At 62.7% G+C, this 24,716-nt stretch carries 29 protein-coding genes and 1 tRNA gene; 18 read left to right on the forward strand and 12 right to left on the reverse strand.

The window, feature by feature from the left end; all coding sequences use genetic code 11:
* Positions 1-18: 18 nt before the first annotated feature.
* From V8J82_RS11995 to V8J82_RS12005, 3 genes are all read right to left on the reverse strand, one after another.
* A complete protein-coding gene (locus tag V8J82_RS11995) occupies positions 19-2,082 on the reverse strand; it encodes a capsule polysaccharide biogenesis protein (RefSeq protein WP_339975581.1) in 2,064 nt (687 codons plus the stop codon).
* Between the two features lie 3 nt (positions 2,083-2,085).
* Positions 2,086-3,240, reverse strand: coding sequence for a polysaccharide biosynthesis/export family protein (locus tag V8J82_RS12000; RefSeq protein WP_439650058.1), 1,155 nt, complete (start codon positions 3,238-3,240; stop codon positions 2,086-2,088).
* A gap of 90 nt (positions 3,241-3,330) precedes the next feature.
* Complete coding sequence (locus tag V8J82_RS12005) at positions 3,331-4,620, reverse strand: capsule polysaccharide biogenesis protein (RefSeq protein ID WP_339975582.1); 1,290 nt, start codon at positions 4,618-4,620, stop codon at positions 3,331-3,333.
* 129 nt (positions 4,621-4,749) lie between these two features.
* Between V8J82_RS12005 and V8J82_RS12010 the strand changes: the two genes are divergently transcribed.
* The 7 genes from V8J82_RS12010 to V8J82_RS12040 all read left to right on the forward strand — a co-directional run bounded on the left by V8J82_RS12010 (position 4,750) and on the right by V8J82_RS12040 (position 10,675).
* Complete coding sequence (locus V8J82_RS12010) at positions 4,750-5,361, forward strand: riboflavin synthase (RefSeq protein ID WP_339975583.1); 612 nt, start codon at positions 4,750-4,752, stop codon at positions 5,359-5,361.
* Between the two features lie 104 nt (positions 5,362-5,465).
* A complete protein-coding gene (locus V8J82_RS12015) occupies positions 5,466-5,681 on the forward strand; it encodes a hypothetical protein (RefSeq protein ID WP_339975584.1) in 216 nt (71 codons plus the stop codon).
* Positions 5,682-5,687: 6 nt separating this feature from the next.
* Positions 5,688-6,245: a hypothetical protein gene (locus V8J82_RS12020; RefSeq protein WP_339975585.1), complete on the forward strand. Its 558-nt coding sequence runs from the start codon at positions 5,688-5,690 to the stop codon at positions 6,243-6,245.
* An 84-nt stretch (positions 6,246-6,329) separates the two neighbouring features.
* Positions 6,330-7,460: a 3,4-dihydroxy-2-butanone-4-phosphate synthase gene (gene ribB / locus V8J82_RS12025; protein WP_339975586.1), complete on the forward strand. Its 1,131-nt coding sequence runs from the start codon at positions 6,330-6,332 to the stop codon at positions 7,458-7,460.
* Positions 7,461-8,000 carry a 6,7-dimethyl-8-ribityllumazine synthase gene (locus V8J82_RS12030; RefSeq protein ID WP_339975587.1) on the forward strand — a complete coding sequence of 180 codons (540 nt, stop codon included), beginning with the start codon at positions 7,461-7,463 and terminating at the stop codon, positions 7,998-8,000.
* Complete coding sequence (gene nusB / locus V8J82_RS12035; RefSeq protein WP_339975588.1) at positions 7,997-8,485, forward strand: transcription antitermination factor NusB; 489 nt, start codon at positions 7,997-7,999, stop codon at positions 8,483-8,485. Before V8J82_RS12030 ends, nusB begins: the two co-directional genes overlap by 4 nt.
* Positions 8,486-8,554: 69 nt before the next feature.
* Entirely contained in the window at positions 8,555-10,675 is a 2,121-nt protein-coding gene (locus tag V8J82_RS12040) for a methyl-accepting chemotaxis protein (protein ID WP_339975589.1), read from the forward strand.
* A gap of 40 nt (positions 10,676-10,715) precedes the next feature.
* Here V8J82_RS12040 and V8J82_RS12045 read toward each other — a convergent pair whose 3' ends face one another.
* Together V8J82_RS12045 and V8J82_RS12050 are read right to left on the reverse strand one after the other, a co-directional pair.
* Positions 10,716-11,498 (reverse strand): COG3904 family protein, encoded by a 783-nt coding sequence (locus V8J82_RS12045; protein ID WP_339975590.1) that lies wholly within the window; start codon positions 11,496-11,498, stop codon positions 10,716-10,718.
* A complete protein-coding gene (locus tag V8J82_RS12050; RefSeq protein WP_339975591.1) occupies positions 11,491-12,792 on the reverse strand; it encodes an AAA family ATPase in 1,302 nt (433 codons plus the stop codon). The genes V8J82_RS12045 and V8J82_RS12050 overlap by 8 nt, the downstream gene beginning before the upstream one ends.
* A 148-nt stretch (positions 12,793-12,940) precedes the next feature.
* Here V8J82_RS12050 and V8J82_RS12055 point away from each other — a divergent pair, with 148 nt between their 5' ends.
* Positions 12,941-13,249 carry a hypothetical protein gene (locus tag V8J82_RS12055; protein WP_339975592.1) on the forward strand — a complete coding sequence of 103 codons (309 nt, stop codon included), beginning with the start codon at positions 12,941-12,943 and terminating at the stop codon, positions 13,247-13,249.
* Between the two features lie 169 nt (positions 13,250-13,418).
* Here the strand turns inward: V8J82_RS12055 and V8J82_RS12060 are convergent, their stop codons facing one another.
* Positions 13,419-14,294: an aminoglycoside phosphotransferase family protein gene (locus V8J82_RS12060; RefSeq protein ID WP_339975593.1), complete on the reverse strand. Its 876-nt coding sequence runs from the start codon at positions 14,292-14,294 to the stop codon at positions 13,419-13,421.
* A gap of 34 nt (positions 14,295-14,328) precedes the next feature.
* Between V8J82_RS12060 and V8J82_RS12065 the strand changes: the two genes are divergently transcribed.
* Positions 14,329-14,781 (forward strand): MmcB family DNA repair protein, encoded by a 453-nt coding sequence (locus V8J82_RS12065; RefSeq protein ID WP_339975594.1) that lies wholly within the window; start codon positions 14,329-14,331, stop codon positions 14,779-14,781.
* Between the two features lie 12 nt (positions 14,782-14,793).
* Here V8J82_RS12065 and V8J82_RS12070 read toward each other — a convergent pair whose 3' ends face one another.
* Positions 14,794-14,985, reverse strand: coding sequence for a DUF6324 family protein (locus V8J82_RS12070; RefSeq protein WP_339976037.1), 192 nt, complete (start codon positions 14,983-14,985; stop codon positions 14,794-14,796).
* 50 nt (positions 14,986-15,035) lie between these two features.
* Here V8J82_RS12070 and V8J82_RS12075 point away from each other — a divergent pair, with 50 nt between their 5' ends.
* The 3 genes from V8J82_RS12075 to V8J82_RS12085 all read left to right on the forward strand — a co-directional run bounded on the left by V8J82_RS12075 (position 15,036) and on the right by V8J82_RS12085 (position 16,082).
* Positions 15,036-15,554 (forward strand): GNAT family N-acetyltransferase, encoded by a 519-nt coding sequence (locus tag V8J82_RS12075; RefSeq protein ID WP_339975595.1) that lies wholly within the window; start codon positions 15,036-15,038, stop codon positions 15,552-15,554.
* On the forward strand, positions 15,554-15,979 hold the full coding sequence (locus tag V8J82_RS12080) for a VOC family protein (protein ID WP_339975596.1): 426 nt from the start codon (positions 15,554-15,556) through the stop codon (positions 15,977-15,979). Before V8J82_RS12075 ends, V8J82_RS12080 begins: the two co-directional genes overlap by 1 nt.
* A gap of 26 nt (positions 15,980-16,005) precedes the next feature.
* Positions 16,006-16,082 (forward strand) — tRNA-His (locus tag V8J82_RS12085).
* A gap of 12 nt (positions 16,083-16,094) precedes the next feature.
* On the opposite strand, the gene V8J82_RS12090 is transcribed toward V8J82_RS12085, so the two are convergent.
* Positions 16,095-16,427 carry a DUF6476 family protein gene (locus tag V8J82_RS12090; protein ID WP_339975597.1) on the reverse strand — a complete coding sequence of 111 codons (333 nt, stop codon included), beginning with the start codon at positions 16,425-16,427 and terminating at the stop codon, positions 16,095-16,097.
* On the opposite strand from V8J82_RS12090, the gene V8J82_RS12095 reads away from it, so the two are divergent.
* From V8J82_RS12095 to V8J82_RS12120, 6 genes are all read left to right on the forward strand, one after another.
* The gene (locus V8J82_RS12095) at positions 16,426-17,439 is read left to right on the forward strand and encodes an RluA family pseudouridine synthase (protein ID WP_339975598.1); all 1,014 of its coding nucleotides are present in this window, start codon (positions 16,426-16,428) and stop codon (positions 17,437-17,439) included. The genes V8J82_RS12090 and V8J82_RS12095 overlap by 2 nt on opposite strands.
* A 177-nt stretch (positions 17,440-17,616) precedes the next feature.
* Positions 17,617-18,513, forward strand: a complete 897-nt coding sequence (rpoH, locus tag V8J82_RS12100; protein WP_339975599.1) for an RNA polymerase sigma factor RpoH — start codon at positions 17,617-17,619, stop codon at positions 18,511-18,513.
* Between the two features lie 533 nt (positions 18,514-19,046).
* A complete protein-coding gene (locus tag V8J82_RS12105; RefSeq protein ID WP_339975600.1) occupies positions 19,047-19,475 on the forward strand; it encodes a globin domain-containing protein in 429 nt (142 codons plus the stop codon).
* Between the two features lie 24 nt (positions 19,476-19,499).
* Complete coding sequence (locus V8J82_RS12110; RefSeq protein ID WP_339975601.1) at positions 19,500-20,471, forward strand: Gfo/Idh/MocA family protein; 972 nt, start codon at positions 19,500-19,502, stop codon at positions 20,469-20,471.
* A gap of 71 nt (positions 20,472-20,542) precedes the next feature.
* Positions 20,543-20,848 carry a DUF4389 domain-containing protein gene (locus tag V8J82_RS12115; RefSeq protein WP_339975602.1) on the forward strand — a complete coding sequence of 102 codons (306 nt, stop codon included), beginning with the start codon at positions 20,543-20,545 and terminating at the stop codon, positions 20,846-20,848.
* A 36-nt stretch (positions 20,849-20,884) separates the two neighbouring features.
* Positions 20,885-21,142: a CDGSH iron-sulfur domain-containing protein gene (locus V8J82_RS12120; protein ID WP_339975603.1), complete on the forward strand. Its 258-nt coding sequence runs from the start codon at positions 20,885-20,887 to the stop codon at positions 21,140-21,142.
* Between the two features lie 74 nt (positions 21,143-21,216).
* On the opposite strand, the gene V8J82_RS12125 is transcribed toward V8J82_RS12120, so the two are convergent.
* The 4 genes from V8J82_RS12125 to V8J82_RS12140 form a co-directional block, all read right to left on the reverse strand.
* Positions 21,217-22,404 (reverse strand): dipeptidase, encoded by a 1,188-nt coding sequence (locus V8J82_RS12125; RefSeq protein WP_339975604.1) that lies wholly within the window; start codon positions 22,402-22,404, stop codon positions 21,217-21,219.
* Between the two features lie 83 nt (positions 22,405-22,487).
* Positions 22,488-22,994: a GNAT family N-acetyltransferase gene (locus tag V8J82_RS12130; protein ID WP_339975605.1), complete on the reverse strand. Its 507-nt coding sequence runs from the start codon at positions 22,992-22,994 to the stop codon at positions 22,488-22,490.
* A gap of 42 nt (positions 22,995-23,036) precedes the next feature.
* Complete coding sequence (locus V8J82_RS12135) at positions 23,037-23,657, reverse strand: hypothetical protein (RefSeq protein WP_339975606.1); 621 nt, start codon at positions 23,655-23,657, stop codon at positions 23,037-23,039.
* 455 nt (positions 23,658-24,112) lie between these two features.
* Positions 24,113-24,703 carry an NUDIX domain-containing protein gene (locus V8J82_RS12140; protein WP_339975607.1) on the reverse strand — a complete coding sequence of 197 codons (591 nt, stop codon included), beginning with the start codon at positions 24,701-24,703 and terminating at the stop codon, positions 24,113-24,115.
* Positions 24,704-24,716: the final 13 nt, after the last annotated feature.

Here is a 24,716-nt window from a genome sequence, read left to right on the forward strand (position 1 = left end):
AGATTGACAAACCATAATTCACCGCCGCCATAGCCAAGCAAAGGCCCGAAGTTGCCTTTGGAGCTTTGCCAGGAGACGGAGGCGCGATTGAGCTTCCAACCCCTCCCCTGAGACAAGCCGAGAGATGGCCACTTCGATAGGGCAGGGACGGCCCGTCACGGGGTCGGTGTAGCGCGGATAGACGATCAGGGCGGCATGGACCAAGGCGGCCAAAGACGGGCGAGCAAGGCGCCGTTCCGGCACCGGACCCAGATCTTGTGTTAACCCCCAACCAGCATAAAACGCTGCGCCCAGTGTGGTCACCGGTACGCCGCGGATCAGCGCTTCGAACCCGATGGCGGACGTGATGGTGATGACATGATCAGCGCGCCGCAAGGCGCTGTCGGCATCCGTGCCAGCGGCGATATGATCGGCCAGCGATGGATCGCGAAGCGCTCCGGGGCGCAGCCCCGCTTCCACATCGGGATGCGGTTTATAGATCAACCAAGCCGTCGGATGCAGCCGCCTTGCGGTTTGCAAAAGCCCATCATTCGTCGCCACCTCACCGGCACCGAGCCGCATGGCGGCGTCGTCTTCGACCTGACCGGGCACAAGGATCACAGTGCGATCTTGCGGGATATCCGCCATCGCGGCGCCGGTCAGGTTGTATTTCGTCAAGCCGGTGCGGCGCAGGGTTTGGATCAATCGCTCGGCCCGATCCAGCCGTTTGGCGGGCAGGGTGGCCGCGTCGGCAATCAATTCTTCCAGTCGGCTGGGGCGGCTGGGATCGTAGTAGATCCCCAGATCATCCACCGCCAGCGACAGGGGCGGGACCAGATTGGCCCCCAACCCCCGAGAGCGCAGGAACCCATCCTCCACCCGCCACAGAGGGCGACTTTCGGCGGCGCAGGCCTGCTGCAATGCTGGGGTGTCGCGGCTTGCCCAGACCAGGACAGGGCGGCCATCGGCGGCGGCTTCGGCGGGCCGGTCCTCAAACCGTATGGCGGGGTCATGTTTGCGACCGAGCCGCCGGGCCGCAGCCCCCCCGAAAGCGGCGCGTATCGGCCCGCGCTTCCAGCTGCGCATGCCGACGGCGACAAAACCGCCCCGGTCCTCGCGCCAGGCGCGGGTCATCGCCTCCAGCGCGCCAAGGCTATCTTCGGCCCGGCCCAACGCGTCGTGATAGGGATCGTACCACGTCGGATAGAGCAGCAGCGCGCCCGCTACCAGTTGCGCGCGGGTCAGCTTGCGCTGCCGACGGGCGGGGATCTGGCGCCGATCATCGGTCAGCCCCCATCCGGCATAGAACGGAACGCCGAAGGTCACGGGCTTGTGGCCCGCCAGGATGGCTTCGAACCCCGCCTGGGATGTGACGGTGTAGACGGCGCGCGCATGGTCGAACAGACGCCAGGGCGAGATCGGGCGATCCTCAAGCACCACATTTGGCGGCAGCGTCTCAGGGTCGAAATGGCCGGGGCGGTGGCCATCGACCGTCTCGGGATGGGTTTTGATGACGATCTGCGCGTCGGGATGATCTTCGCGCGCCCAAGTCAGCGCCTCGGCGAAACTATCGGCGCTGGCGCCCCCCAGCTTGATCGACGCATCGCCTCGGGTTTGGTCCAACAGCAGCACGAAACCGGGATGCGGCGGCGCGATCCCTAGATCATAGGCAGTGTATTTGCCCAGATGCGCCTCGGCGATGCGGGCGGCCACATCGCGCGCCCGGTCCAAAAGTGCGGTGTCGTCGAAGGGATGTGTGGCCAGCAGCGTTTCCAGATCCGATGGGCGGGATGCATCGAAATAGAGGCCGGATCGATCGATCACCAAGCCCAGGGGCGGCTCGCCGGATCTGCCGGGATGAACCGAGCGCAAGAAGGCATCCTCCACGCGGATCAGCTTGGCGCCGCTGGCCTGTGCCGCAGCCTCGCCGCGGGCGGCATAGGGCGAATGGCCCCAGACCAGCACGTCGTCGTCGGGGCCTGGCGCGCCGATGCGCAGATCGAAGCCCGCCAATGTCAGGATCCGGCGCACGCGGGCATTGGTCAGAAAGCCCGCATTGAAGTGGAACGCCCGGCGCGCAGGTTTGTCGCCGGACGGCGCCACCGATTAGCTGCTGCCGTCTGTCGCGTCGATCACCTGGTTCACGGGGCTCAATGTGCCGGTCAGTGCCGAGACCGCATTGTTGAACTGTGTGATCGGGGCCGAGGTCACGTACACCGTATCGCCGTCGCGGATGGTGAAATCGCGCGCCTCGAACATGCCGGTCGGGGCCGTCAGATCCAGCACATAGATCATCCGCTGCGTGCCGACCAGATCATCGCGGCCCAGCACCAGCCGCGCGATGTCTTCGGGTTCATTGCGCAGGACGAAGACGCCCGTGGGATCAGCGAGGTTGGGGTTGAGGCCGCCGACCGAGGCAATGGCATCGATGGCCGAAATCACCTGGTCATCAAAGGGCACTACCGTCTGCGCACCCGTTGCGCCGAGCGCGGTGAACCGGCGGCTGTCTTCTTCCACGAAAATGCGGTCATCGGGCCGCAAGGCGATGTCGGCATGGGGTTCGCGGAAGATATCCTGGTACCAAACCGTGCCCGATTGTCCGCCACGCAAGACGGTGACGCGGGCAATGTCGCGGTCGACACTTGTGCCACCGGCGGCGGCCAACATCCCCGACAAACGCCGCGACGGCCGCTCGATCGGATAGACGCCTTCTGCATTGACGTCACCCGAGACGACCACGGTGGCCCCATCGCCGGTTTCGCGGCTGACGATGACCTGCGGATCAGGGGTTTGCGCGTCGAGATTGCGGGTGATGACGGCGCGCAATTCCTCGGGCGTGTTGCCCGCGGCGCGGATGCGGCCCGCATAGGGAATGAAGATGAAGCCCGACTCGTCCACCTGCAGCGTGCTGAGCTGCGAGGCATTCGCGCCTTCGCCGGCAAGCAACCCATCGGTGACGTTTTCATACACCGTCAATGTCAGCATATCGCCGGGGCGGATAATGTCGGTGTTGGACCCGCTTGCATTCAGCAGGCTGGGCGGAAAACCCAAGGCCGGTACGACCGCGGTTGCCAAGGTGACGCGTTGGTTCACCTCCACCACAAATGCATCGCCTTCGCGCTGGACGGAGCCCGAGAAGATCTGATTGCGGGTGGGGCCTGCGGATGGCAGCAGGCGGCTGGTCAGATCACATCCGACAAGCGCCAACATAACCACGCCAAGCGCGCTGAGGCGCGCGATACGGGGTACCGTCGATGTCACGGGGGGCTCCTTGTCGCCTGAAACTGCCGAGGTGTTCTTATTATTTTGACGAGACGCTACCGAAAAAGCCATAGCCGGAAAAGCCCCGGCCTATCGCACCGCGGTCAAGTGTTGCCTTGGTGCCGGTTGCCCCGAATTCAGGGCCTCGTAGGGGTCGCGGTCATCCAGGATCATGTCGACCACCTGACGCAGCAATTGGCGTCGTCCGCGCGCCGAGTAGTAGCTGCCGGTGATCTGCGAAGTTTCCAATAAATAATGGCGATAATCGCGATAAGCGCGGCTGTCGGGGCGGGTTGGATTTCGGAAAAACGCGCCCAGGGATTGGTCCGAGACGAATTCGGGCTTGAGATAGACGGCCTGCCCAAACGCCTTGAGCGGTAATCCGCGCCAAAGCGCCTGTTGGGCCGCTGTCGAGTTCACCGTGACGGCGGATCGCGCATCGTTCAGCAGGTGTGCGAGCTTGCCACCGCGCACGTAATGAACCCTGTCGGCGACGCCGTAGCGGTGCGCCAGCCGCCGGATATCAGCCCGGATCGGGGTGCGGCCATCCTCCAGCGGGTGGGTTTTGAACACCAAGTGGTGATGCGTGGGCGCGCCGTCGGCGAACCCCCTGATCAGGACCTCGAGAAACTCGGCCATGGTTTTGAAGGGGCCATGTTGGGTGAAGCTGGCATCATGGGCCAGTTGCAACAGGGCCAGGTGATACGGAAATCCGCCCGATTTGATCGCGTAAGTCGCCCGCACCCGGTCGAACCAGTAATAGGGCATCAGAGCCAGGCGTTTGAGATAGAGGTGAAATTCCTGCCGCACGCTCAGCGCGCGGTGGGGCTGAAAGCCGCGATAGGCGTGATTGGCGGTTAGGACCAGCCAATGGTAGGCAGCGCCATAGAAGACATGCTGGCGCATGTCGCCCCATTTTGCGGGCGTATCGGGCAGGTCGAGGTCCAGGCCCTGCAAGGCCAGGCGCATCTGATCGACACCGGTGGTCATCAACCGGGAATGCCCATTCGCGCCGCCCCGCTCATAGGTGATCCAATAGGGCCGAAGATACCCTTCCTCGAAGACATGAATGGTGATCCCACGGGTGCGTGCGGCGGCGATGGCTTGGGCATGGATGGGCCGCGTATCGCCATAGAGCACAAGGTCCGTGACGGCGTGTTCGTGCAACAATGCCGCTATGCGCGCGGGCCAGGCGTCGGCAGTGTCGGTATAGGGGATGTAGGAGGTGCGGTTGGACCAAAACGCCTGGTCCCCGCGGTTGAACCCAACGCGCCAGTTGCGGGCGCCAGCGGCCGTCAGCATCTTGCCCAAACGATCGAAGAAGGGGCCGTGGGGGCCTTGCAGAAACAAAAAGCGGCGATTTGCCGTGTGACGCGTCATGACACAGATGTCCAAAAGGTGGTGTTGGACTTAGACTCGAAATCGCTCCAAAAGCAAAATGCTTTTGGTCGGGCTGGACCTCGGAAGTCTGCGGATTGTAGGGATGGGCCTGCTGCAAGGAGAATGCCGATGTTTACCGGGATCGTGACGGATTTGGGCGAAGTGCGGGCGCTGGAGCGCCGCGGGGATCTGCGGGCACGGATCGGCACGGGCTATGATATGTCGACGGTCGAGATGGGGGCCTCGATCGCATGCGACGGGGTTTGCCTGACCGTTGTGGGGATCGGACCCGATTGGTTTGACGTGGATATTTCGGCTGAGACGGTGTCGAAAACGAATGTGGGCGGCGAGGATGGCGACAATTCGGGCTGGCAGGTTGGGCAGCGGCTGAACCTGGAACGCGCGCTGAAGGTGGGCGACGAATTGGGCGGGCATATCGTATCGGGCCATGTGGATGGTGTGGCCGAGATCGTCTCGATGGAAGATGAGGGCGACAGCACCCGGTTCGTGTTCCGGGTGCCGGGCGATCTGGCGAAGTTCGTGGCGCCTAAGGGCTCTGTCGCGTTGAACGGAACAAGCTTGACCGTGAACGATGTGAACGGGGCGGAGTTCGGGGTGAATATCATTCCCCATACCAAGGCTGTGACGAGCTGGGGGGCGGCCTCGGTCGGGGATGCGGTGAATTTCGAGATTGATACGCTGGCGCGTTATGTGGCGCGGTTGGCGGAGTGGAAAGCGTAACGACGGGCAGGGGCGCGCCGCCCACCCACCCACCCCGGCGCGCCCCTGCCCGTCGGCGCAGTTGGGGATCGGATGCGTTTTGGCAGTGTGGCGTTGGACATGATATGAAACCCTTGGTTGTCCGCTCGATCGAAGACTGGTCCGGCCAGCGCTGCGTGGATGTGCGGCGCGACCCGGATGCGACCTTTTCTTGGGCGGAATGCCGACGCGATCCGGAAGACGGCCATGGCTGGCGTTATCTGGGTCTTGGCGGCGGCGGATTTGCAGATGAAGATGCGGCAATGCAGGCGGCGCGGGCCGCTGTGGGTTGGATGGAGTAGAGCGCAATGAGCGGGATTGGGCATAATCGGGGGCCGAGTTTGCAGGCCGGTGCGGGGTTTCGACGCGTGGCGTGGCAGCGGGCCCGCAATGACCTGATGCCGACCTTGCCGTTGCAGGTTGTGCGCCTGCGTGTCGCCCGGGCGAAGCGGCTCGGTCTGCCATACAAGACCTATGCCACCATCCGCGCCGTGAGTGGCCGCGATATCGTGGGCTTCCTGTTTTCAAGCAATGCGTTGGGGATGCGCCGGGATGCCCGGATGTCCGATCCGGTGCGAGACCGTCTGATCACGCTCGATGGGCAGGCGGCGCGTCTGGCGGCGTTGCACGCGCCGATTGCGATATCGAACCTGCCGGAGGTGCTGGACCACGCGGCGCGCGCGCCGGGCTTGTTCACGCCTTGGCGGGAAACGCGCGACACCCTGCGCGGCCTGGCCCGTGACGCCCATGCCGTCCCGGACGGTGTTGTCGTTGTCGCCGCAACCGCGCTGGAGCGGGAATGGGCCGTCCATGGGGATTTCGCAGGTGTGTTGGACCCGGATGTGATCTTCGCGCCGGGGCATTGACCGCAACGGCATCCAAGCGGCCTCTGGCCATCGCCGGGGGCATGGGCTATCTCGCGCAGCAGGTTCCCATCTATGAGGTCGCCGATGGCCCAACAATTCGAGACGCCGGGTCCCGTTGAACGGGACTGGTCCGACGCGATTTCCTCGGTCGATGAGATCCTGGAGGATGCGCGCAACGGGAAGATGTTCGTTCTGATCGATCACGAAGATCGGGAGAATGAGGGTGATCTGGTGATCCCGGCGCAATGGGCCACACCCGATGTGATCAACTTCATGGCGACCCATGGGCGCGGCCTGATCTGCCTGTCGATGACCAGTGACCGGATTGCCCAACTGGGTCTGACCCTGATGTCGACTAACAATTCCTCGCGTCACGAGACGGCCTTTACCGTCTCGATCGAGGCGCGTGAGGGGGTCACAACCGGGATTTCCGCCGCTGATCGGGCGCGCACCGTGCAGGTGGCCATCGATGCGTCAAAGGGTGCTGCCGATATCGCGACGCCGGGCCATGTCTTTCCCCTCCGTGCGCGCGAAGGCGGCGTGTTGGTGCGCGCGGGCCACACGGAGGCCGCGGTGGACATCTCGCGTCTGGCGGGGCTGAACCCGTCGGGTGTGATTTGTGAGATCATGAACGAAGACGGGTCGATGGCGCGGCTGCCGGATCTGATCGCCTTTGCCCAACGCCACGGCCTCAAAATCGGCACGATCAGCGATCTGATCGCCTATCGCCGGCGGCACGATAATCTGGTGAAGATCCGCGATGAAACCACCATTCAAAGCGAGTTCGGCGGCGAATGGACGATGCGGATCTATACCGACGAAACCCAGGGTGCCGAGCATATCGTATTGATCAAAGGTGATATTTCCGGCGACGAGCCGGTTCTGGTGCGCATGCATGCGATGGATCCGCTGCTGGACGTGGTCGGTGTCGGTCAAAAGGGTCGCGCGGCGGAATTTGGCGACGCGATGCAGATGATCGCCGAGGAGGGGCGCGGCGTGCTGGTTCTGCTCAGGGATCTGACGATGAAACTGGTCCTGGGCGATGAGGTCAGCCCGCAGACCTTGCGGCAATATGGGCTCGGCGCGCAGATCCTCAGCTCGCTCGGCCTGTCCGATATGATCCTGTTGACCAATTCCCCGCGGCCCAAGGTCGTGGGGTTGGACGCCTACGGCCTGCAAATCGTGGGCACCCGCAAAATTTCGGAGCTTGGATAGATGGCTGGACATTCCGACAACGATCTAGGACTGCCGCGGTTTGACGACCCGGTAAAGATCGCCATTGTGATCGCGCCCTATTACACCGCGATTTCCGAGGCGCAGATCGCGGCTGCAACTGCGGTGCTTGAAAAGGCCGGCGTCAGCCATGAGACGATTGAAGTGCCGGGCTCTCTTGAGATTGCAACGGCGATTGGTATCATCAACCGGCTGTCGAATTTCGATGGGTTTGTTGCGCTGGGCTGTGTGATCCGTGGCGCGACCTCACACTACGACGTGGTGGTGAATGAAAGCGCGCGGGCGCTGACGATGCTTGGGTTACAGGGCCTGTGTATCGGCAATGGCATCATCACCGTCGAGAACCGCGATCAAGCCGAAGAGCGCGCCGATGCGGAGCGCTTGAACACAGCGGGGGGTGCCGCTGAGGCGGCGCTGCATCTGATTGCTTTGACACGGAAATATGGCGCGCCGAAGGGTGGGATCGGGTTCAAGCCGCGCGGGACAATCGAGATTGCCGATGACGGTGTGGCCCAGGCATGAGTGACGCAAACCCTAAAGGTCCGACGCGCGATCAACGCCGTCAAATGCGCTCTGCCGCGCGGCTTTACGCGGTGCAGGCCCTGTTCCAGATGGAGCATTCCGCGCTGTCGCTCGACAAGGTCCGGCAGGAATTTGAGACGCACCGGTTTGGCGCGGTTTACGATGGGGATGAATTGGCCGAGGGCGATCCCGCGCTGTTTCGCAAAACGCTCGAAGATGCTGTTGAGCGGCAGGCGTTGATCGATCAGATGACCGACCGGGCGCTGGTGGCGAAATGGCCGATCGACCGCATTGATCCCACCTTGCGCGCCCTGTTTCGGGCCGCCGGTGCTGAACTCGTTGCGACCAACACGCCGCCTAAGGTTGTGATCACGGAATATGTCGACGTGGCGCGGGCGTTTTTCCCCGAAGGCCGCGAGCCGAAATTCGTGAATGCCGTCCTCGATCACATGGCGCGAGAGGCCAAGCCCGACGCTTTCGCCTAGCCCGTCAACGCTCCGTTAGGTGTTTTGCCACTATAACCCGTCGCGTTTAGGGCGAGAAGAGCGGCGGCGATGAAACTACGTACCCGGATGGTCTTGGTGATCGCGCCATTGCTGGCGCCATTGTTTTTCTTTGCGATGCTTGAATTGTCGTCGCTGCGGGAAGACATCCGCCAAGCCGCCGCGGCGCAATCGGCGTCGGAACAGATTTCGGTTCTGGGCACATTGATCCACGAATTTCAGCGGGAGCGGGGCTTTTCGACCGGCTTCATCGCGTCCTTCGGCAGTAATTTCTCCGATGAAATGCCAGCGCAGCGCCAAGTGGTCGATGGCGCTTTGTCCGATGACGTGATCTCGATGGCGGCGCTGTTCGCGGTGGCGCCACGCGCGGGCGCAGAGTTTCGAGAACATCTTGATGTGTTGGCTGATTGGCGCGATCGGATTGACGATTACGATCCCAGTGCGCCCCAGGTGGATGTCTATTACACCGAGCTTATCCATGCGCTTTTGACGGCGCAATCGGCGGTTGTCGCGGGCATTTCCGATCCAGGTCTTCGCGCGCGGGCGCAGGTTGCGCTGCAGGTTTCTTTCGCGAAAGAGGCCGCGGGCCATGAACGTGCCGTCGGCGCCTCGGGGCTCGGCGGCGATGTGTTTCCCCCCACCACATTCAACACGTTCTTGTCGCTGCGCTCCGAGATGATGACGCAGCTTCAAAGCGCTGCCATCGCCACTCAAAATCCCGATTTCCTGGATGCCCTCTTGGCCCATCCGACCCATGAGGCCGTCAGTGACCTGCGCGAGACGATTGATTTCGGGATGCTCGGCAATGGCATGATCGGCATGCCAGCCGAGGATTGGTTTGCCGCCTCGACGGCATGGATCGATCATTTGCGGGCGCTTGAGACAGAGATGCTGCGCGAGGTCAATTCCGGCGCGGCCGACCGGTTGGTATCGGCGAACCGGTGGTTCTGGATCAAACTCGCCATTACCGTTGCGGCCGTATTGGCGGCGTTGGCGATGGCGATCTTGACCTTCGAATACCTGGTCCACCGCATCAAACGTCTGACCGCCGCGGTGCGGCAGTTCACCCAAGGTGAGTTGGAGGTTGCGATCCCCGGTCTCGATAGCGCCGATGAGGTGGGACACATGGCGCAAGCCGTTGACGATTTTAAACACAAAACGCTGAATATGCAGCGCGAGGCCGCTGATCTGAAGGCCGCCGATGAGGCCAAGTTGCTTGGCAAAGCGCAACGCGTGGTGGACCTGATGACGGATGGGCTCGCCGCCCTGGCAGAGGCCGACCTGACGCGGCAATTCGATACTCCGCTTGATGCCGAATACGATTCGATCCGAAACGACTTCAACCGTGCCAGCGCCCGCTTGCGTGCTGTGATGCTGGACATCTCGCGCACGGCCGAAGATCTGGGGGCTCGCGCTCAGGCGATGATGCAATCGGCCACCGATCTTGAAACCCGCACCACACAACAGGTTGAGACGATCCAAGCCAACCATAGGCGGGTCACAAATCTGTCCGGGGAGGTGAATGAATACGCCGCCAATGTTCGGGATGCCTCGGACATGGCCAGCAGCGCGAAATCAACGGTAGACCGCTCTGCGCAGGTGGTGACCGCGGCGAATGAGGCGATGGATCGGATCGCGACCTCGTCGCAAGAGATCGCGCGGGTCCTGGCGATGATCGATGAAATCTCGCATCAGACCAATCTATTGGCCCTCAATGCCGGGGTCGAAGCGGCGCGCGCGGGTGATGCCGGGCGCGGCTTTGCCGTTGTCGCCGCCGAAGTGCGCGAATTGGCCCGCAGATCGGGCGATGCGGCCAAAGAGATCAAGACATTGATCGACGATAGCCGCGCCAACGTGACCGAGGGTGTGACCATGGTCGATCAGGCCCGCGCCGCCTTGCAGGACATTTCTGGTGAGATTGCAAATGTGGATCAGGTTCTGGCGCGTCTAGCAGAAGGATCGGCCCGGCAATCCGACGGCTTGAATGACCTCGCACGCGATATCGCGCGTCTGAACGAGCTGGCCGCGCATAATACGGACATGGTGGATACGTCCAGTCGCATGTCGCGCGAGACGGCTGAGATGGCGAAGCATCTCACGGATTTGCTAAGCGATTTCAACTTGGATGCCGCGCGGATCGACCCACAAGACACTCCCCAAGCCGTCGCATAGCGCTGCAATCTCACACGCGAAGGCCGGGGGCGGCAAACCGCTACTCTTCCGGTGGCGTGATCAACCGATAGTCGCGCAATTCCTCGGGCAGCAGGACGTAAATCGCATCCGGCGGGGTGGCGAGCGCAGGCCGCATTAGGCGCACATCCACGCCCATCGCATCGAGATGGGCCATCACGTCGCCCTGACCGCGTTGAATATCCTCGATCGCCAGAAACGCCGGAAGCGCTGTGTTCTCTCCGAAGTAATGCTGATGCACGCCGACCATCGCATCCTCCGCCACGATCCGCGTCACGCCTCCGGCCAGGATATAGGGGCAGGCCGACAGACAGATATCGCCGGTTTCCAGAAACGTCCCCATCTCGGCCTCGCGGAGGGCGGCGCCAATTGCCAAAGCATCGCGAACCGACCCGCCGGGCGAATGCAAGCGCGCCTGTGTCACCTCCGGCGCCGTCGACAACCATTCTGCGAAGCGCTCGAAATCTCCGGGCGCGATCTGCCCGGTCAGGATCGCCGCGTCGCCTTCCAAGGCGAACCGCAAGCGGCTTGGCATGTCGCCCGGATCGGGCAACTGCGTCTGACGGCTTGGATCTGCGGTTCGGATCTGCGCGGGCAGGTCCGATGGCCGATACCGGCGCACCTGATCCCCCGGCGCAACCGGCGCATCCAGGGCCGGGGATTGCGGCCCCGACACCAGCCGTGGCAGGGCCGAGACCAGATCCGATCCGGCCAGGATCAAGGCCAGCACGATTTGCAATCCAAGGATGCCCAGGATTGCGCGGCGCGCCGTCAGGCCGCGTGTCTCTGGCGCCGTGTCACTCATGACTGCGGGGCTGCGCGGCGGGCAGGGGGCGCACATTCTCGCCCGGATCCTGACGCACCGGGTGCGCGCCGGTCGGATCAAACCCCTCGATGTCGCGCATCGCCGCAAGTGCCGCGCGCAATTCGGCCAGGGTCAGCGTGTCCTCCGGCGGTACGTCGCCGCGCCCGGCGCGGATCGCGCCCTGGGTCACCATCAGGATCAAGACCAGCACCGCAGGCAGCAGGTCGATGGCAATGGCCCCGGCCCAGGACGGCACAAAATTCTCGGCATAGAGGATCACCGCATCCGCCGATGAGATCGGCGTATAGGTCACTTCGGGTGGGACTGGGCGCGCGAGCACCTGTTCCGACGCCTCTTCCAGCGATTCCGCCCGCAACGCCAAGACCTGCAAGACCGAGGCGATGGTGGATTGCTGCGCCTCTTGCCCGGCCACGCCATTGGCGTCCAACTCGGGCAACACGACCGAGGCCGACAGATCCTCGGCCGCGCGGTCGACAAGGGGGGCCACCGACAATTGCCGCAAGGTGCTGACCAATCCCGCCAGCCGCACCGCATCTTCCGAAAATGCGACCGAGCGCGCCTCCACCGCGCCGGGTTCCACGATCAGCGCGCGCATCCGGCTGAGGATCGCGTTGCCCTCATCGAAGGCCGCCTCGATCAGCGGAGCTTGCGCCTGGATCTGCGTTTCCAGCGCGGTCAATTCCTCGGCCTTTTGGCGCAACACCCGGAACACCGCGCCGCGCCCGGCCAGCCCCGACAGATCGCCAGCCGCCTCTTGCTCGGATAAATCCTCGAAGCTCTGCCGCACCCGGGTTACATCCCTCTCCAACGCCTGGGCGCTGACCGCCGTGTCATGGGCCTGTTCCAGGGCGGCTTGATAATCCTGCACCGTGCGCGCCAAGTGCTGTTCGACCGCCGCAGCTCCGGCCAAGGCGGCGGCGTTCAACCACGACGACATAGCGATGATGGCCAGCGATCCCAGCGCCATGGCGCCCATCAATTTCAGCTTCGCCGCGGCTGTCCGCATCGCGGGCAACAGGCGCATCAGATACGACCAAAACACGAAAATGCCGACTGATACCGCAATCGAATACGCCGCCGCCGCAAAGAAGCTCAGCGCGCCGGTATCGTCCAACAGGGATGAGACCCCCAGATAGGTATAGATCCCCGATGCCGTGGCCAACACTGCCAGGGCGGCCCCGGAAAAGCTGTCTAACCAACTGAGATGGCCCTGCAATTCGCGGGCATGGGCCAAGCCGTGGGTATTGATGTGGCGTGGGGTTGGGTCCGTCATGGGCGCGTGTCCTTTTGTGGCGCGACCGGATCTATGTAGCGGCTTAAGGCCGCCGACCCAAGCGGTGCGCCCCATCGGGCCCGCAATTGGCCCTTTACGCGCCAGATGCGCCCGCTATCCTTTGACCATGCAACCGATGGAGGATGCGATGCCCAATCATATCAAATTTCTGTTGCGCCACGCCGCGTTCGGCGCGGTTCTGGCGGCGGCCTTCGTGGCCATGCTGCTCTACGCGAATGTCGCAAACCTTTGGCATCTGGTCACGCACACGCAAGAGGGTGTGCTGGCGACAGCCCTGCTTTGGGTGTTTTGCACGATCACGTTTGGCTCGGCCCAGATGGGCATCCGCATCATGATGCTTGCCGATGATGATGCCGATGAGGGCGACCGGGGGAATCGCCCGAACGCGCCGCAGCATGCGACCGTGCCGGTGCCGATTCACAGACCGGACCGTTAAGCGACGGGGACCACCGCAACCGTGGAGGCGTTCATTCCCGAGGACCTGTATATACAGGTGGGCGCCAGGTAACCAAACCACGGTCTGGCCAGAGCCAGCTCCCTCGGAATTGCTTAAGGCCACCGGAATTTTGCCACAGGCACGCGAGGGGCAGAGCCCCGCCAACAGCCTAACTAGGGGGCTGACCCCGAACCGGCAAGGGGGTGGCCCTCAGAAGGGCATGTAAAATCCGCAGATCCTCGGCGGGGGCCTGGCCGCGATCCTGTACTGACCAAGCGATGGACAGGGCGGTTCTGACCGCGCCCCAGGCCAGGATCCGTGCCACCGGCACCGACAGGGCACGCGCGCCCAAAGCGGCGCGGCGCTTGATCAACCCCGGGTTGCACAACGCCGGACCGCCATCTGGATTGCGAAACACATTGCCGAATTCATAAGCTGGATCGCCGATTGTCGGGTTCGGATCAATCACGCGCCAGCCATTCGGCCCGTTCAGAATATTGTCGTGATGGAGATCGCCATGCAGCACGCGTCGCGGAGCCGGGCTGTCGAGCAATTGGCGACACAGGGTTTGGGCCTGGCGCAGGGCTGCCTGATCCCGGCGCTTTGGCACGGCCCGTTGGCGCAGGCTCAGCAGGGCGCGGCAGGTGGTCCGCAGGTCCGGCATGGGCGCCACATCGATCCAATCGACCCGCGGCAAAGCGGCCAGTGCCGCCGCCAGCACGCCGTCGCCATCCTGTCCGGCCCGCGTCAGATCGCCTGCGCTGCCCCCCGGCAACCAGTCCATCAGCGATGACGGGCCGTGTTCCGCCACCACACGGACGGCGCCGCGGCCATTCCAGGCCCGCAACATGCGCGGCGCTGCGGCCTCACTGGCGCCGGGAATTCCGGGCTTCCATGTTTTCAACGCGAAGGGCTGCCCTTCCGCATCCGTCACCTTCCAGATCCGCGCCGCTTGGGTGGTTGCCACCGGGACGCATCCGTCCTGGTGCAGCCCCCAAAGTCGCAACAGCGCCGGGTCCGGTACCCGGGGCGAGTCATCCAGCATTGCCAATGTTCCGTTTATGTTCCATGCTGTGCCCATGGAGATGAGTGTGAACGATCTGATGCCGGGGCAGGTCCTGGCAAGGGGGGTGTGTCGCCACCTGCGGTCCCACGATTTTGCGACATTGGAAGAGTTTACGCCAGAACGCGGCAAGCGGTTGGATGTTATGGCGCTTGGCCCGAAGGGCGAGCTTTGGGTGATCGAATGCAAATCCTCCCGCGCCGATTTCACCTCGGATCTGAAATGGGAAGGCTATCTGGAATGGGGTGATCGCTATTTCTGGGCCGTTGATGAGGCATTTCCGACCGACTTGCTGCCGCCGGAGACTGGTCTGATCATTGCCGATGGCTACGATGCCGAGATCCTGCGGTTTGGCCCGGAAACCAAGCTGTCGGGTCCGCGCCGCAAATCCGTGACCCAGAAATTCGCGCGTCACGCCGCCATGCGGCTGCATCTGGAACGCGATAAGGATCAGCTGATCGCGTTTTAGCGCGGTTTGATGTCAGCGCTTCGCGACTTTGCGCGCGGCGGCGGCGGCGGCACGCAATTCATCGGCGATGTCCTCGGCCTCCTCGGGATCGAAATCCATCGGAAGATCGATCCCGTCCCCGGCAATATAGATCCGGACCATGCCCAGATTGGTGGGGCCGATCTGCAGATCGGCGGACATATCATTTTCGTTGTTGATCCCCATGCGGACCTCCGGTGAACTGCCAGCCATCGGGTAGCGCAGAGAGACGGGCGATGGCAAGGGATCGGGACGAAGACATCACCTTTCGCGATTTGGCCATCGGCGATGCCGGTTGGTTGATCGCCCAACATGCCGAGCTTTACGCCGCCTCCGATGGCTTCGATGCCACGTTCGAGGCCTTGGTGGCCCGCATATTGGCCGATTTCATCGAGCATCGGCAGGCTCCTGTCGAACGCGCCTGGATCGCGTGGCGCGGGGATCAGCGTTTGGGCTCGATCTTCTGCGTTAAGGGCGGCTCGCCAGGGGTGGCCAAATTGCGGATGTTTTTGCTGGTGCCTGCGGCGCGGGGACACGGGCTGGGTCGACAGCTTTTGCATCTTTGTGTTGACCATGCGCGTGCCCAAGGGTTCCGCGAACTCACATTATGGACCCATGAAAGCCACCGCGCGGCCTGCGCGCTCTACAAAGCGACCGGCTTTCGCTGCACCGCCTCCCGCCCGGTTCATTCCTTCGGCGTGGATATGGTCGAACAGGAATGGCGGCTTGATCTGTCCCAATCGGAGGAGAGATGATGTCCGTCGAGCGCATTGACCACGTCCATATCGAAGTTGCGGATCGTGACCGCGCCGCGGATTGGTATCGCAGGGTTCTGGGGTTGCGGCGCGATCCAGACTTGGCCGTCTGGGCCGACGATCCGATGGGTCCATTGATCTTGCAGGCGGGCGATGGGCAACCCGCCCTGTCGCTTTTTGCGCGCGGCTGTGCGCCGCCATCCCGCGATACGACAATCGCTTTCCGTATGGACGGCGCCGCGTTTGCAGGTTTTCTTGCGCGGCTACCGGACCTTCAGCTATCCAAGACAGACGGACCGCCTGTCACACCTGCGGATGTTGTCGATCACGGCCCGTCGCACTCGATTTATTTCGCCGATCCCGATGGCAACCGTCTTGAGGTCACCACTTACGATTTGGACCCAAAGCGCCCCTTGCAATCGTGAAATCGCGGCGCTATCCCGTGCATTGTGCCGGCGTAGCTCAGTTGGTTAGAGCGCCTGATTGTGGATCAGGAGGTCCCCCGTTCGAGCCGGGGCGCTGGTACCATCCCTCATATTCTTACTCGGCGGGCAGGGCGTTGGTGTCCAATTCGCCGACTTGTTCCAAAGTGTCCGACGCGAACACGCGGATTATGCCGTCATCACCGACCAGCACCGTATAGCCGTCGATCACGCTATAGCCGACCGTGCCGACCCCTGCGGGGATCCCGAAAATCTCGGGATGCACAAGAATTGGCCGGGCATCGTCATTCAGCCGCATGACAAGCAGCAACACGATGGTTATGACGCCCAGGATCATCACCGTGGTCAAAACCGTCACCAGGCCCTTTAGAAACCGCAAATTTGCGGGCAAGGGGGCATCGCCACCATCATCGGGGGTCTTATCGGCCATGTCCGGCTCCACACGTATCGTTTCGGTTACCATTGGCCCCAACCCGGAGCCGCGTCTTGATAAGGCAGTCGCGCGCGCCGTGCCAGAGGCCGAGGCGATCAGCCGCTCGCGCCTGGCGAAACTGATCCCCGCGGGGGCGGTTGCGGTGAACGGCGCCGCGGTGACCGATCCGAAGGCCAAAGTTGTCGAAGGCGACGAAATTGCCATCACCGTTGAAGACGCGGTTGAGGTGGAAACACAGCCCGAGGCGATCCCGCTCGATATTCTGTTCGAGGATGACGATCTGATCGTGGTGAACAAACCGGCAGGGATGGTGGTGCATCCCGCGCCGGGCTCGCCGTCGGGCACGCTGGTCAACGCTTTGTTGCACCATTTTGGCGGAAAGCTGTCGGGGGTGGGCGGCGAAAAACGCCCTGGCATCGTGCATCGGATCGACAAGGACACATCGGGCTTGCTGGTGGTGGCGAAATCCGACCGCGCCCATCATGGCCTTGCGGCGCAATTTGCCGACCATTCGATGGAACGCGCCTATATGGCCCTCTGTCACGGCGTGCCCGACCCCGCCGATCCGCGTTTGCGGGGCCTGCGGGGCGTCAGTTTCGAGGGCCAGGTGCTGAAGATCACCACCCAATTGACGCGCCACCGCACCGACAGGCAGCGTCAGGCAGTGGTGTTTTCCGGCGGGCGCCACGCCGTCACGCGCGTGCGGGTGGAACAGGCTTTTGGCACGGTCGGTCTGGTGACCTGCCGCCTGGAAACCGGCCGCACGCACCAGATCCGCGTGCATATGGCCCATGTGGGCCACGCGCTGATCGGCGACCAAACCTATGGCGGGCGCCGGAAAGTGGCCGAGAAGATCACCGGCAGCGCAGCGCTGAACGCGTTTCCCCGCCAGGCGCTCCACGCCGCGACACTGGGGTTTCTGCATCCGGTCAGCGATGCGCAGATGCGGTTCGAGGCCCCTTTGCCCGATGACCTGCGCACTCTGATGTCCGCGTTGGGCGACCGTTAATAACTTGTGCACAATTGCACGTGATCGTGCGACCTGGCGACTTGCTGTTCGCATGCGCAAAGTGCATAACGGAACGCGTCAATTGAAGAAGACCTCTTGAAATTAAGTTAATCGAATTTACATTCCTTCCACACCGGGTCAAATTCATGTGCCCGGCCTCACACAGGGGGACCCGTCATGGCCAATTATGCAAATCTTCCCGCCCCGTCGCCTGAAGGCGGCTTGAACCGGTATCTACAGGAAATCCGCAAATTTCCGATGCTGGAGCCGGAAGAAGAATACATGCTCGCCAAACGCTGGGTCGAGCAGGAAGATACCGATGCCGCCCATAAGATGGTGACCTCGCATCTGCGGCTCGCCGCCAAGATCGCCATGGGCTATCGCGGCTATGGCTTGCCCCAGGCCGAGGTGATTTCCGAGGCGAATGTGGGCCTGATGCAGGCGGTCAAAAAGTTCGACCCCGAGAAGGGCTTCCGCCTGGCGACCTATGCGATGTGGTGGATCCGCGCCGCGATCCAGGAATATGTCCTGCGATCCTGGTCGATGGTGAAACTGGGCACGACGTCTGCGCAGAAGAAGCTGTTTTTCAATCTGCGCAAGGCCAAGGCCCGCATCGGCGCTTTGGAAGAGGGTGATTTGCGCCCCGAAAATGTTGAACGGATCGCCAATGATCTGGGCGTGACCGAGCAGGAAGTGATCTCGATGAACCGCCGCCTATCGGGCGGGGATGCCTCGCTGAATGCAACGGTCGGGTCCGATGATGAAGGCTCTGCCCAATGGCAGGATTGGTTGGAGGATGAAGATGCCGACCAAGCCACCGATTATGCCGAGCGGGATGAATTCCAAAGCCGTATGGCTCTGATGGAAGAGGCGATGGAGGTTTTGAACGAGCGCGAGAAAGACATCCTCACCCAACGCCGTCTGCAGGAAAATCCCGTGACGCTCGAAGATCTGTCGGGCGTTTACAATGTCAGCCGCGAGCGCATTCGTCAGATCGAAGTGCGCGCCTTCGAAAAGCTGCAAAAGCGGATGCGCGAAATGGCGCGTCAGCAAGGTATGTTGGCCAGCGCCTAAACCAGTCAGATCGCGGCCCGCCCTGAATGGGAGCGGGCCGTTTCATTTCACGCAGCAATTCAGCAAATATTAACCTTAGACTGGTAGGGATTTCCTCACTGGCCAGTCGACACGTGGTCTTTGAAAGTGAACGCCACGTCGCGCCATTTCGACATCGATCATTCGCTCACACTGTTTTGGGGTTTTGATATGAAATTGCAATCTGCCTATTGGACCTTCGTTACCCGTTCCCGCAAACCGCATCGCCGTGGCGGGTTTCGTCTGTTCCTGCCGCTGGCCTAGGCGCGCGCGGGTAAGGATTTCATGACATTGGCCCGGTCCGACGGATCGGTCAGGATAAATCCAGTCATTTTCTAGTCTATTTGGATCAGCCCCAATGCATCGCCGTCTTTTCCGCTTTTTCCGACCGGCGCGACGCCCTGCGCCTGATCTGTTCACATTGATGGCAGAGCTTCCACAAGCGCGGCTGTTCCTGCCGACATCCCACAAAAAGGCGTGATCTTATTATGGCACTGTCTTTTGCAGATATTTCTATGATCCGCGCGAGCATGGCGCGCATCGCGGCGCGGCCGGACTTGGCGGGCCTGGTCTTTTGCAACAGCCTGGCGCGGAATGCCCCGGATCTGCCTGGTTTCGGTGATGCCGACAATCTGCCACAGGCCCGCGCGATCGTTGCGCAGCTTGCGCGGATCGTCTCCCTCCTGGATCAGCCCGAAAGATTACATACATCCCTTGTCGATCTGGCCCAAAAGGCTCGCTCGGTCGGCCTCACACCCCGCGGCTACATGGCGATCCACGCCGCGCTGAGCGATATGGTCAGTGGCGACATTGCCCGCAATGCCGATGCCGCCGCCGAGGCGGCTTGGGGCGACGCGATCGATCTGATCTTGCACACCATGCTGCGTGCGGCCCATGGTCCGCGGACTTGCGCCCAAGCCGATATCGCGCCGCTGGCAGCCTAGACGCTGCCGCGGTAACGTGGCGCCATGACAGATCACTTGACTTGGGGGATCCTCGGGGCGGCGGGCTTTGCCCGAACAACGATGGCCCCCGCGATCCATGCCGCCCGCCGCACGCGTTTGAAATCGGTCGCCACCCGCGACCCCTCCCGCGCCATTCCGTTTGCCGAGCTGATGCCCGGCCTCATCGTCGAGCGCAGCTATGAGGCGCTTTTGGCGGATCCGGACATCGACGCCGTCTATATCCCGCTGCCCAACAGCCTGCATACCGATTGGAGCATCCGGGCCGCCGAGGCGGGCAAACATGTGCTTTGCGAAAAACCGATTGGGATGGATGTCGCAGATTTGGATCGCCTGATCGCGACGCGCGAGGCAACGGGCCGGGTGATCGCCGAAGGGTGGATGCCGGCGCATCATCCGCAATGGCATCGAACACGCCAAATGATCGCCGAGGGCGCAATCGGGCGGCTGCACCGGGTGACCGGCAGCTTCACCTTTCCGCCGCCGGATCCGTCCAATATCCGCTTGTCGGCGGATCTGGGCGGGGGTGCCCTGCGCGATATCGGTGTCTATCCGCTTGGCGGATTCCGGCTGGGCACTGGGCTGGAGCCTGCAGTGCACGCCGTGGATTGGACGCAGGACCATGGCGTCGATACATCGGCCTGGGTGGCAATGCGGTGCGGGGAGATCCGGTTCGATCTGCATGTCTCGATGCGGGCGGCCAAGGCGCAAGACATGCTGTTTCACGGCACAGAAGGCCTGCTGCGCTTGCCTGCACCGTTCAATCCCGGCCCCGAAGGTCCGGCGCAGATCGTGCTCAGCCGGGGCGGCACCGACACGCAAGTGATCACCTTCCCCGATATCGACCAATACGTCCTGCAGGTCGAGGCGATGGCCGCCAGTGTGTTGGACGGGGCGGCCTTCGCCTGTCCGCTGGAATTCAGCCGCGGCACGCAAGCCATTCTGGATCGAATCCTTGCGCTGGGCGCCGAAGGTTAACCTCGCCGCTGGCCCACAGGGCGCAAGGCCTGTAAGCTCGGCCCGGTGAGGTATACCTTGGAGGGCGTGTGATGGCCCGAAACGACGATGCAAATCTGGACGGCCGGTTGAACGGGGAACAACCCGTGGCCGAGAAAGACAGCCTGATCCAGCGGTTGTTTTACATGATCCTGATCTCGATACTGCTGAGCTTTGCCAGCACGATCCTGACATTGGTGACGGTGATCCAATTTGTGGTGATGGTCTTTTCCAGTGGCGCACCGAATAACCGATTGGCGGATTTCGGCACCGATCTGGGCATCTGGATCGCAAAAGCGGCGCGGTATCAGACGGCGGCCTCCGATGTGAAGCCTTGGCCCTGGACGGATTTGGACTAAGCTCTGCGTTTCACTGCCCGCCCACAGGAGCCAGCTATGACCACACCCACCGACGACGCCACGCCGATCATTGCCCAGAAAAGCCCCATTCCGGTCGAGGTTGAGGCCGGGAAAACCTATTTCTGGTGCACCTGCGGGCGCTCGGACAGCCAGCCGTTTTGCGACGGATCCCATAAGGGCACGGCGCTGGCGCCGATGAAATACAGCGCCGAGACGGATGGAAAGGTGTTTTTCTGCGGCTGTAAGGCCACTGGGACCGCGCCGCTTTGTGACGGGTCGCACGCCAAATTGTAGGGCGGCGCGCGTCTTCGGACCCCCGCCTTTTTGACAAAAGGCGGAAGCCGCTCAGCCACCCGCGTTGCCACGGATCAATTCAAGCGGGCGCGCAGGACACGGATCATGTTCTCGCCCATCACGGCGCGAATTTGCGCCTCGCTCGCACCGGCGCGCAGCAGGGCATCGGTCAGCGCGGCCAGATCGGACGCGTCGAAACTAACACCAACCGAGCCGTCGTAATCCGACCCGAGCGCCACATGTTCGACCCCCAGCACATCGATGGCGGCCATGATCACGCGTGCCACGCCATCGGGGCTGTCATCGCAGGTGACGTCCTCCCAATAGCCGATGCCGATCACACCGCCGCCCTGTTCGGCGCCATTGGCCACGATCTGCGCCATCAGGTCGTCGGGGAAATTGCGGTGCGCGTCGCAGGCCGATCGCAGGCCGGTATGGCTGACGATCAGCGGAATGTCGGTCAGCGCCGTCACCTGGCGCGCCACGGTTTCCGACGAATGGGCCAGGTCCAGCACCATACCGCGGGCCGCGATCTCGGCCACGACGGCGCGGCCAAACTCGGTCAGGCCCGCATCATCGATCCCGTGCAGAGAGCCGCCCAGCGCGTTGTCAAAGAAGTGCTGCAGCCCGATCACGCGGTATCCCGCCGCCTCCAGCCGGTCGAGATTGGCCATCTCGCCTTCCAGGGCGTGGCCACCTTCGATACCCAGTATCCCGGCAATCACCGATTCCCCGTTCGTGCGAGCCTCAAGCACCGCGTCCAATTCGGCCCGGCTGGTCACCACGCGCATGGCGCCATCAGAGGCGTCAGCATAGCCATGCAACCGTTCGGCCTGATAAAGCGCGCGCTCGGTCAGGCTGCCCCAGGTGCGGATCGGCCAAAGTTGCCCGATCGCTAGGAGTGTAATGTTGTCGCGCGCATCGGCGGAATTGGCGTGGTAATTCTGTCCGGCCGGGCTTTTGGTGACCGCGGTGAAAACCTGGATGGCGACATTTCCCTCGGCCAGGCGCGGGATATCCACATGGCCGCGCGTCCCGCGTTGGGTCAGGTCGCGGTTCCACAGCAGGCTGTCGGCGTGCCAATCCCCGATGGTCAGATCGGCATGTAACGCGGCTGCAGCATCGGAGACGGGCCAGGGCTCGGATGCGGTCACAGGGTTGCGCTGGCGTTCCAGAACGCCCGGCGCGATGGCCAGAAACAGGCCGATCAGCACCACGATCAGCGCCAGAAGACGCCCCAACCATTTACCCAATGTCCGCATCGCCCTGTCTCCGCCCGTTTGATATCCGGCAGGTTAGTGGGGCGCTCCACATCTGCCAACCAGCCCGCTGTCGCGCCGTTGCGTCATGCGCTGCGTAAATCCATCCACATCATCCGTTGCGGCCCGGCAGGCCCGCCTTCGATGCGGCGCCCGCTATCGATAAACCCGCCTGTGGCATAACAACGGATCGCGGCAAGGTTACACGCATCCACGGTCAGCTTGACGATCTGCGCGTCGGGATATTGCTGGCGAAGATAGGGGCCGAGGCGCTGCATTGCCGCGCGCGCCACACCGCGCCCTTGGCGGGCGTGGTCGATCATGAAAGCGCGCAGACCGATCGCCATGGGTCCGGCCCAAGGCATCGCCAAGTGATAGGCGCGGTCAATCTTAAACAGCCCAATGGTCACCCCGTTCTCGGAAATCCCATGCAGATCAAACCGCGCCGGATCTTCGACAAACGCCTCCGCCACGGTGCCGCTAAAGATCTCTTGCTCTGGGGCCACACGGATATGGGCACAGGCGGGTGCATCTTCCCGCCGCAGCGGGCCTAGAGCGATCATCGCCGGGGAGGTCAGGCGAGGCTGGGTCATATCCATGCGCGCGGGTGACAGATCCGTCCTGTGGTGAATGGATTATGCGACGGAGGCTGGCCGCCGGGACCGCCGCGCGACCAACCCCGCCCCCAAAACCACACCAGCCATCATGATCCCGCTGCCGCCAAGGGGGACGGGCGCGAGTTGAACGTCGCTGAAACTCACACGCGAGATGGCGTAGAATGGGTAATCATCATCCTCAAACCGATAAAAACCGCCATCGCTCGACAGGCTGAATTGGATGTTTTGACTGATCTGCGTATTCCATTCAAAATTCAGCGCGCTCGGCATGCGCAGGGGCTCGGACCGGGCAGCGAAAGAGGCGGTACGGATTTGATAGAGCTGGTCATGGCGCAATTCATCCGCCGTCGGGCACCACACATGGAACCCGCCGCCCAGCCCAAGGTCGCAAGACATGACGCTGTTGGTCTCGGTGTCATAGATGATATGGCCGGTGCCGGTTTCGCCCGCGGCCTGGATCACCGGATCAATGCAGCGCGGATTGCCCGCCAGATAGCTGGTTTCGCAATCATTGGTCGGGCGCCATTCGGCCCGTTCGATGGTGGATGTGAAAAAGAAGTGTAGCGGCGCCGCTTGGGCCGCCTGCGAGGTCAGAAGCGACCCAATAAACAGGGTCATCACAATCAAAAAAGGGCGCATGCGTCCATCCACTAAAAAACTCAAAACATCTGAAGATATTAACAATCTGTTAACGTAATGGCCAGCAGCCGCGGCGCACTATCATAGGCGGAAATCAAAGGAATTCGGATCAGATCAATCTGAACACGCCCTTGGATTGGTCTTTCAGGTTCAATCTCAGTTGGATTCAGGGGCGGGGATGCAACCTAGCCGTGTGGCCCCATCGCGTCTATCACGATTACCGCCGCCAAGCGCCGCGCCTGCGCATGCGGCTGAGCGCCAATCTGTAAACGCCGGAGACCCGGCATGATCCGGCTCGCAGGTGGCAAAGGTCGACAGGCCCAAGACGGTCTCGCACAAAGTCTCAGCGCGCGCCGGGTCCACGCGATCGCGATGCCGGCCCCTTCCGCCGGGGCCAGGGGTGACGCGGCCAATCCCGCAACGGTCAATGCCGGGGCGCCGCGCTGCACCAGCGCCTAGCCACCGGGCAGGCTACGGCCCAGTTTCAGCGCCAGATGCTGGATGAGGCAAACGGTCTTGGCGTCCCTTAGTTCGCCATTCACCAAGCCGCGCAGGGCATCCTCAAGCGGCATATGCAGCACCTCGATATCCTCGCCTTCATCCTCATGCCCGCCACCCGCGCCACTGGCGCTATCTCGGTCATAGGTGCCCAGATAAAGTGCGAGATATTCGGTGACTGAGCCCGGCGACATGATCAGATCGGTCACATGGGTCAGCGCGCCAACCTCATAGCCCGTCTCCTCCATCAGTTCTGCGCGCATGCGTTGCTCAGGCGCGGCGCCTTCCAGCAGACCGGCGGGCACCTCGATCAAGAACGGGTCCTGATCCGTCACATACATCGGCATCCGGAATTGCCGCACCAGCAGAACCGTATCGGCCTTTGGGTCATGCAGCAGACAGGCCGCGCCGTGACCCCGATCATAGGCCTCGCGCACCTGTTCCTGCCATGTGCCGTCCGAGCGCTGGAACTCATAAGTGTATTTCGTCAGCCGCCCCCAATTGTCGGACAAAAGCTGCGGACGGATGTTGCGAATGCGATCGCTCATATCGGGATCTCCT

It is taken from the genome of Gymnodinialimonas mytili (assembly GCF_037544085.1).
Taxonomy (GTDB): Bacteria; Pseudomonadota; Alphaproteobacteria; order Rhodobacterales; family Rhodobacteraceae; genus Gymnodinialimonas; species Gymnodinialimonas mytili.

Bases quoted from the DNA above. Each gene is read 5' to 3' on its own strand.
- ribB (WP_339975586.1), top strand. From the start codon at position 6,330: ATGGCCCAACAATTCGAGACGCCGGGTCCCGTTGAACGGGACTGGTCC.
- rpoH (WP_339975599.1), top strand. From the start codon at position 17,617: ATGGCCAATTATGCAAATCTTCCCGCCCCGTCGCCTGAAGGCGGCTTG.
- V8J82_RS12040 (WP_339975589.1), top strand. From the start codon at position 8,555: ATGAAACTACGTACCCGGATGGTCTTGGTGATCGCGCCATTGCTGGCG.
- V8J82_RS12125 (WP_339975604.1), bottom strand. From the start codon at position 22,404: ATGCGGACATTGGGTAAATGGTTGGGGCGTCTTCTGGCGCTGATCGTG.
- V8J82_RS12010 (WP_339975583.1), top strand. From the start codon at position 4,750: ATGTTTACCGGGATCGTGACGGATTTGGGCGAAGTGCGGGCGCTGGAG.
- V8J82_RS12060 (WP_339975593.1), bottom strand. From the start codon at position 14,294: ATGCTGGATGACTCGCCCCGGGTACCGGACCCGGCGCTGTTGCGACTT.
- V8J82_RS12075 (WP_339975595.1), top strand. From the start codon at position 15,036: ATGGCAAGGGATCGGGACGAAGACATCACCTTTCGCGATTTGGCCATC.
- V8J82_RS12080 (WP_339975596.1), top strand. From the start codon at position 15,554: ATGTCCGTCGAGCGCATTGACCACGTCCATATCGAAGTTGCGGATCGT.
- V8J82_RS12070 (WP_339976037.1), bottom strand. From the start codon at position 14,985: ATGGGGATCAACAACGAAAATGATATGTCCGCCGATCTGCAGATCGGC.
- V8J82_RS12115 (WP_339975602.1), top strand. From the start codon at position 20,543: ATGGCCCGAAACGACGATGCAAATCTGGACGGCCGGTTGAACGGGGAA.
- V8J82_RS12005 (WP_339975582.1), bottom strand. From the start codon at position 4,620: ATGACGCGTCACACGGCAAATCGCCGCTTTTTGTTTCTGCAAGGCCCC.
- V8J82_RS12065 (WP_339975594.1), top strand. From the start codon at position 14,329: ATGGAGATGAGTGTGAACGATCTGATGCCGGGGCAGGTCCTGGCAAGG.
- V8J82_RS12135 (WP_339975606.1), bottom strand. From the start codon at position 23,657: ATGCGCCCTTTTTTGATTGTGATGACCCTGTTTATTGGGTCGCTTCTG.
- V8J82_RS12140 (WP_339975607.1), bottom strand. From the start codon at position 24,703: ATGAGCGATCGCATTCGCAACATCCGTCCGCAGCTTTTGTCCGACAAT.
- V8J82_RS12090 (WP_339975597.1), bottom strand. From the start codon at position 16,427: ATGGCCGATAAGACCCCCGATGATGGTGGCGATGCCCCCTTGCCCGCA.
- nusB (WP_339975588.1), top strand. From the start codon at position 7,997: ATGAGTGACGCAAACCCTAAAGGTCCGACGCGCGATCAACGCCGTCAA.
- V8J82_RS12015 (WP_339975584.1), top strand. From the start codon at position 5,466: ATGAAACCCTTGGTTGTCCGCTCGATCGAAGACTGGTCCGGCCAGCGC.
- V8J82_RS12030 (WP_339975587.1), top strand. From the start codon at position 7,461: ATGGCTGGACATTCCGACAACGATCTAGGACTGCCGCGGTTTGACGAC.
- V8J82_RS12105 (WP_339975600.1), top strand. From the start codon at position 19,047: ATGATCCGCGCGAGCATGGCGCGCATCGCGGCGCGGCCGGACTTGGCG.
- V8J82_RS12110 (WP_339975601.1), top strand. From the start codon at position 19,500: ATGACAGATCACTTGACTTGGGGGATCCTCGGGGCGGCGGGCTTTGCC.
- V8J82_RS12045 (WP_339975590.1), bottom strand. From the start codon at position 11,498: ATGAGTGACACGGCGCCAGAGACACGCGGCCTGACGGCGCGCCGCGCA.
- V8J82_RS12120 (WP_339975603.1), top strand. From the start codon at position 20,885: ATGACCACACCCACCGACGACGCCACGCCGATCATTGCCCAGAAAAGC.
- V8J82_RS12050 (WP_339975591.1), bottom strand. From the start codon at position 12,792: ATGACGGACCCAACCCCACGCCACATCAATACCCACGGCTTGGCCCAT.
- V8J82_RS12055 (WP_339975592.1), top strand. From the start codon at position 12,941: ATGCCCAATCATATCAAATTTCTGTTGCGCCACGCCGCGTTCGGCGCG.
- V8J82_RS12130 (WP_339975605.1), bottom strand. From the start codon at position 22,994: ATGACCCAGCCTCGCCTGACCTCCCCGGCGATGATCGCTCTAGGCCCG.
- V8J82_RS12095 (WP_339975598.1), top strand. From the start codon at position 16,426: ATGTCCGGCTCCACACGTATCGTTTCGGTTACCATTGGCCCCAACCCG.
- V8J82_RS12020 (WP_339975585.1), top strand. From the start codon at position 5,688: ATGAGCGGGATTGGGCATAATCGGGGGCCGAGTTTGCAGGCCGGTGCG.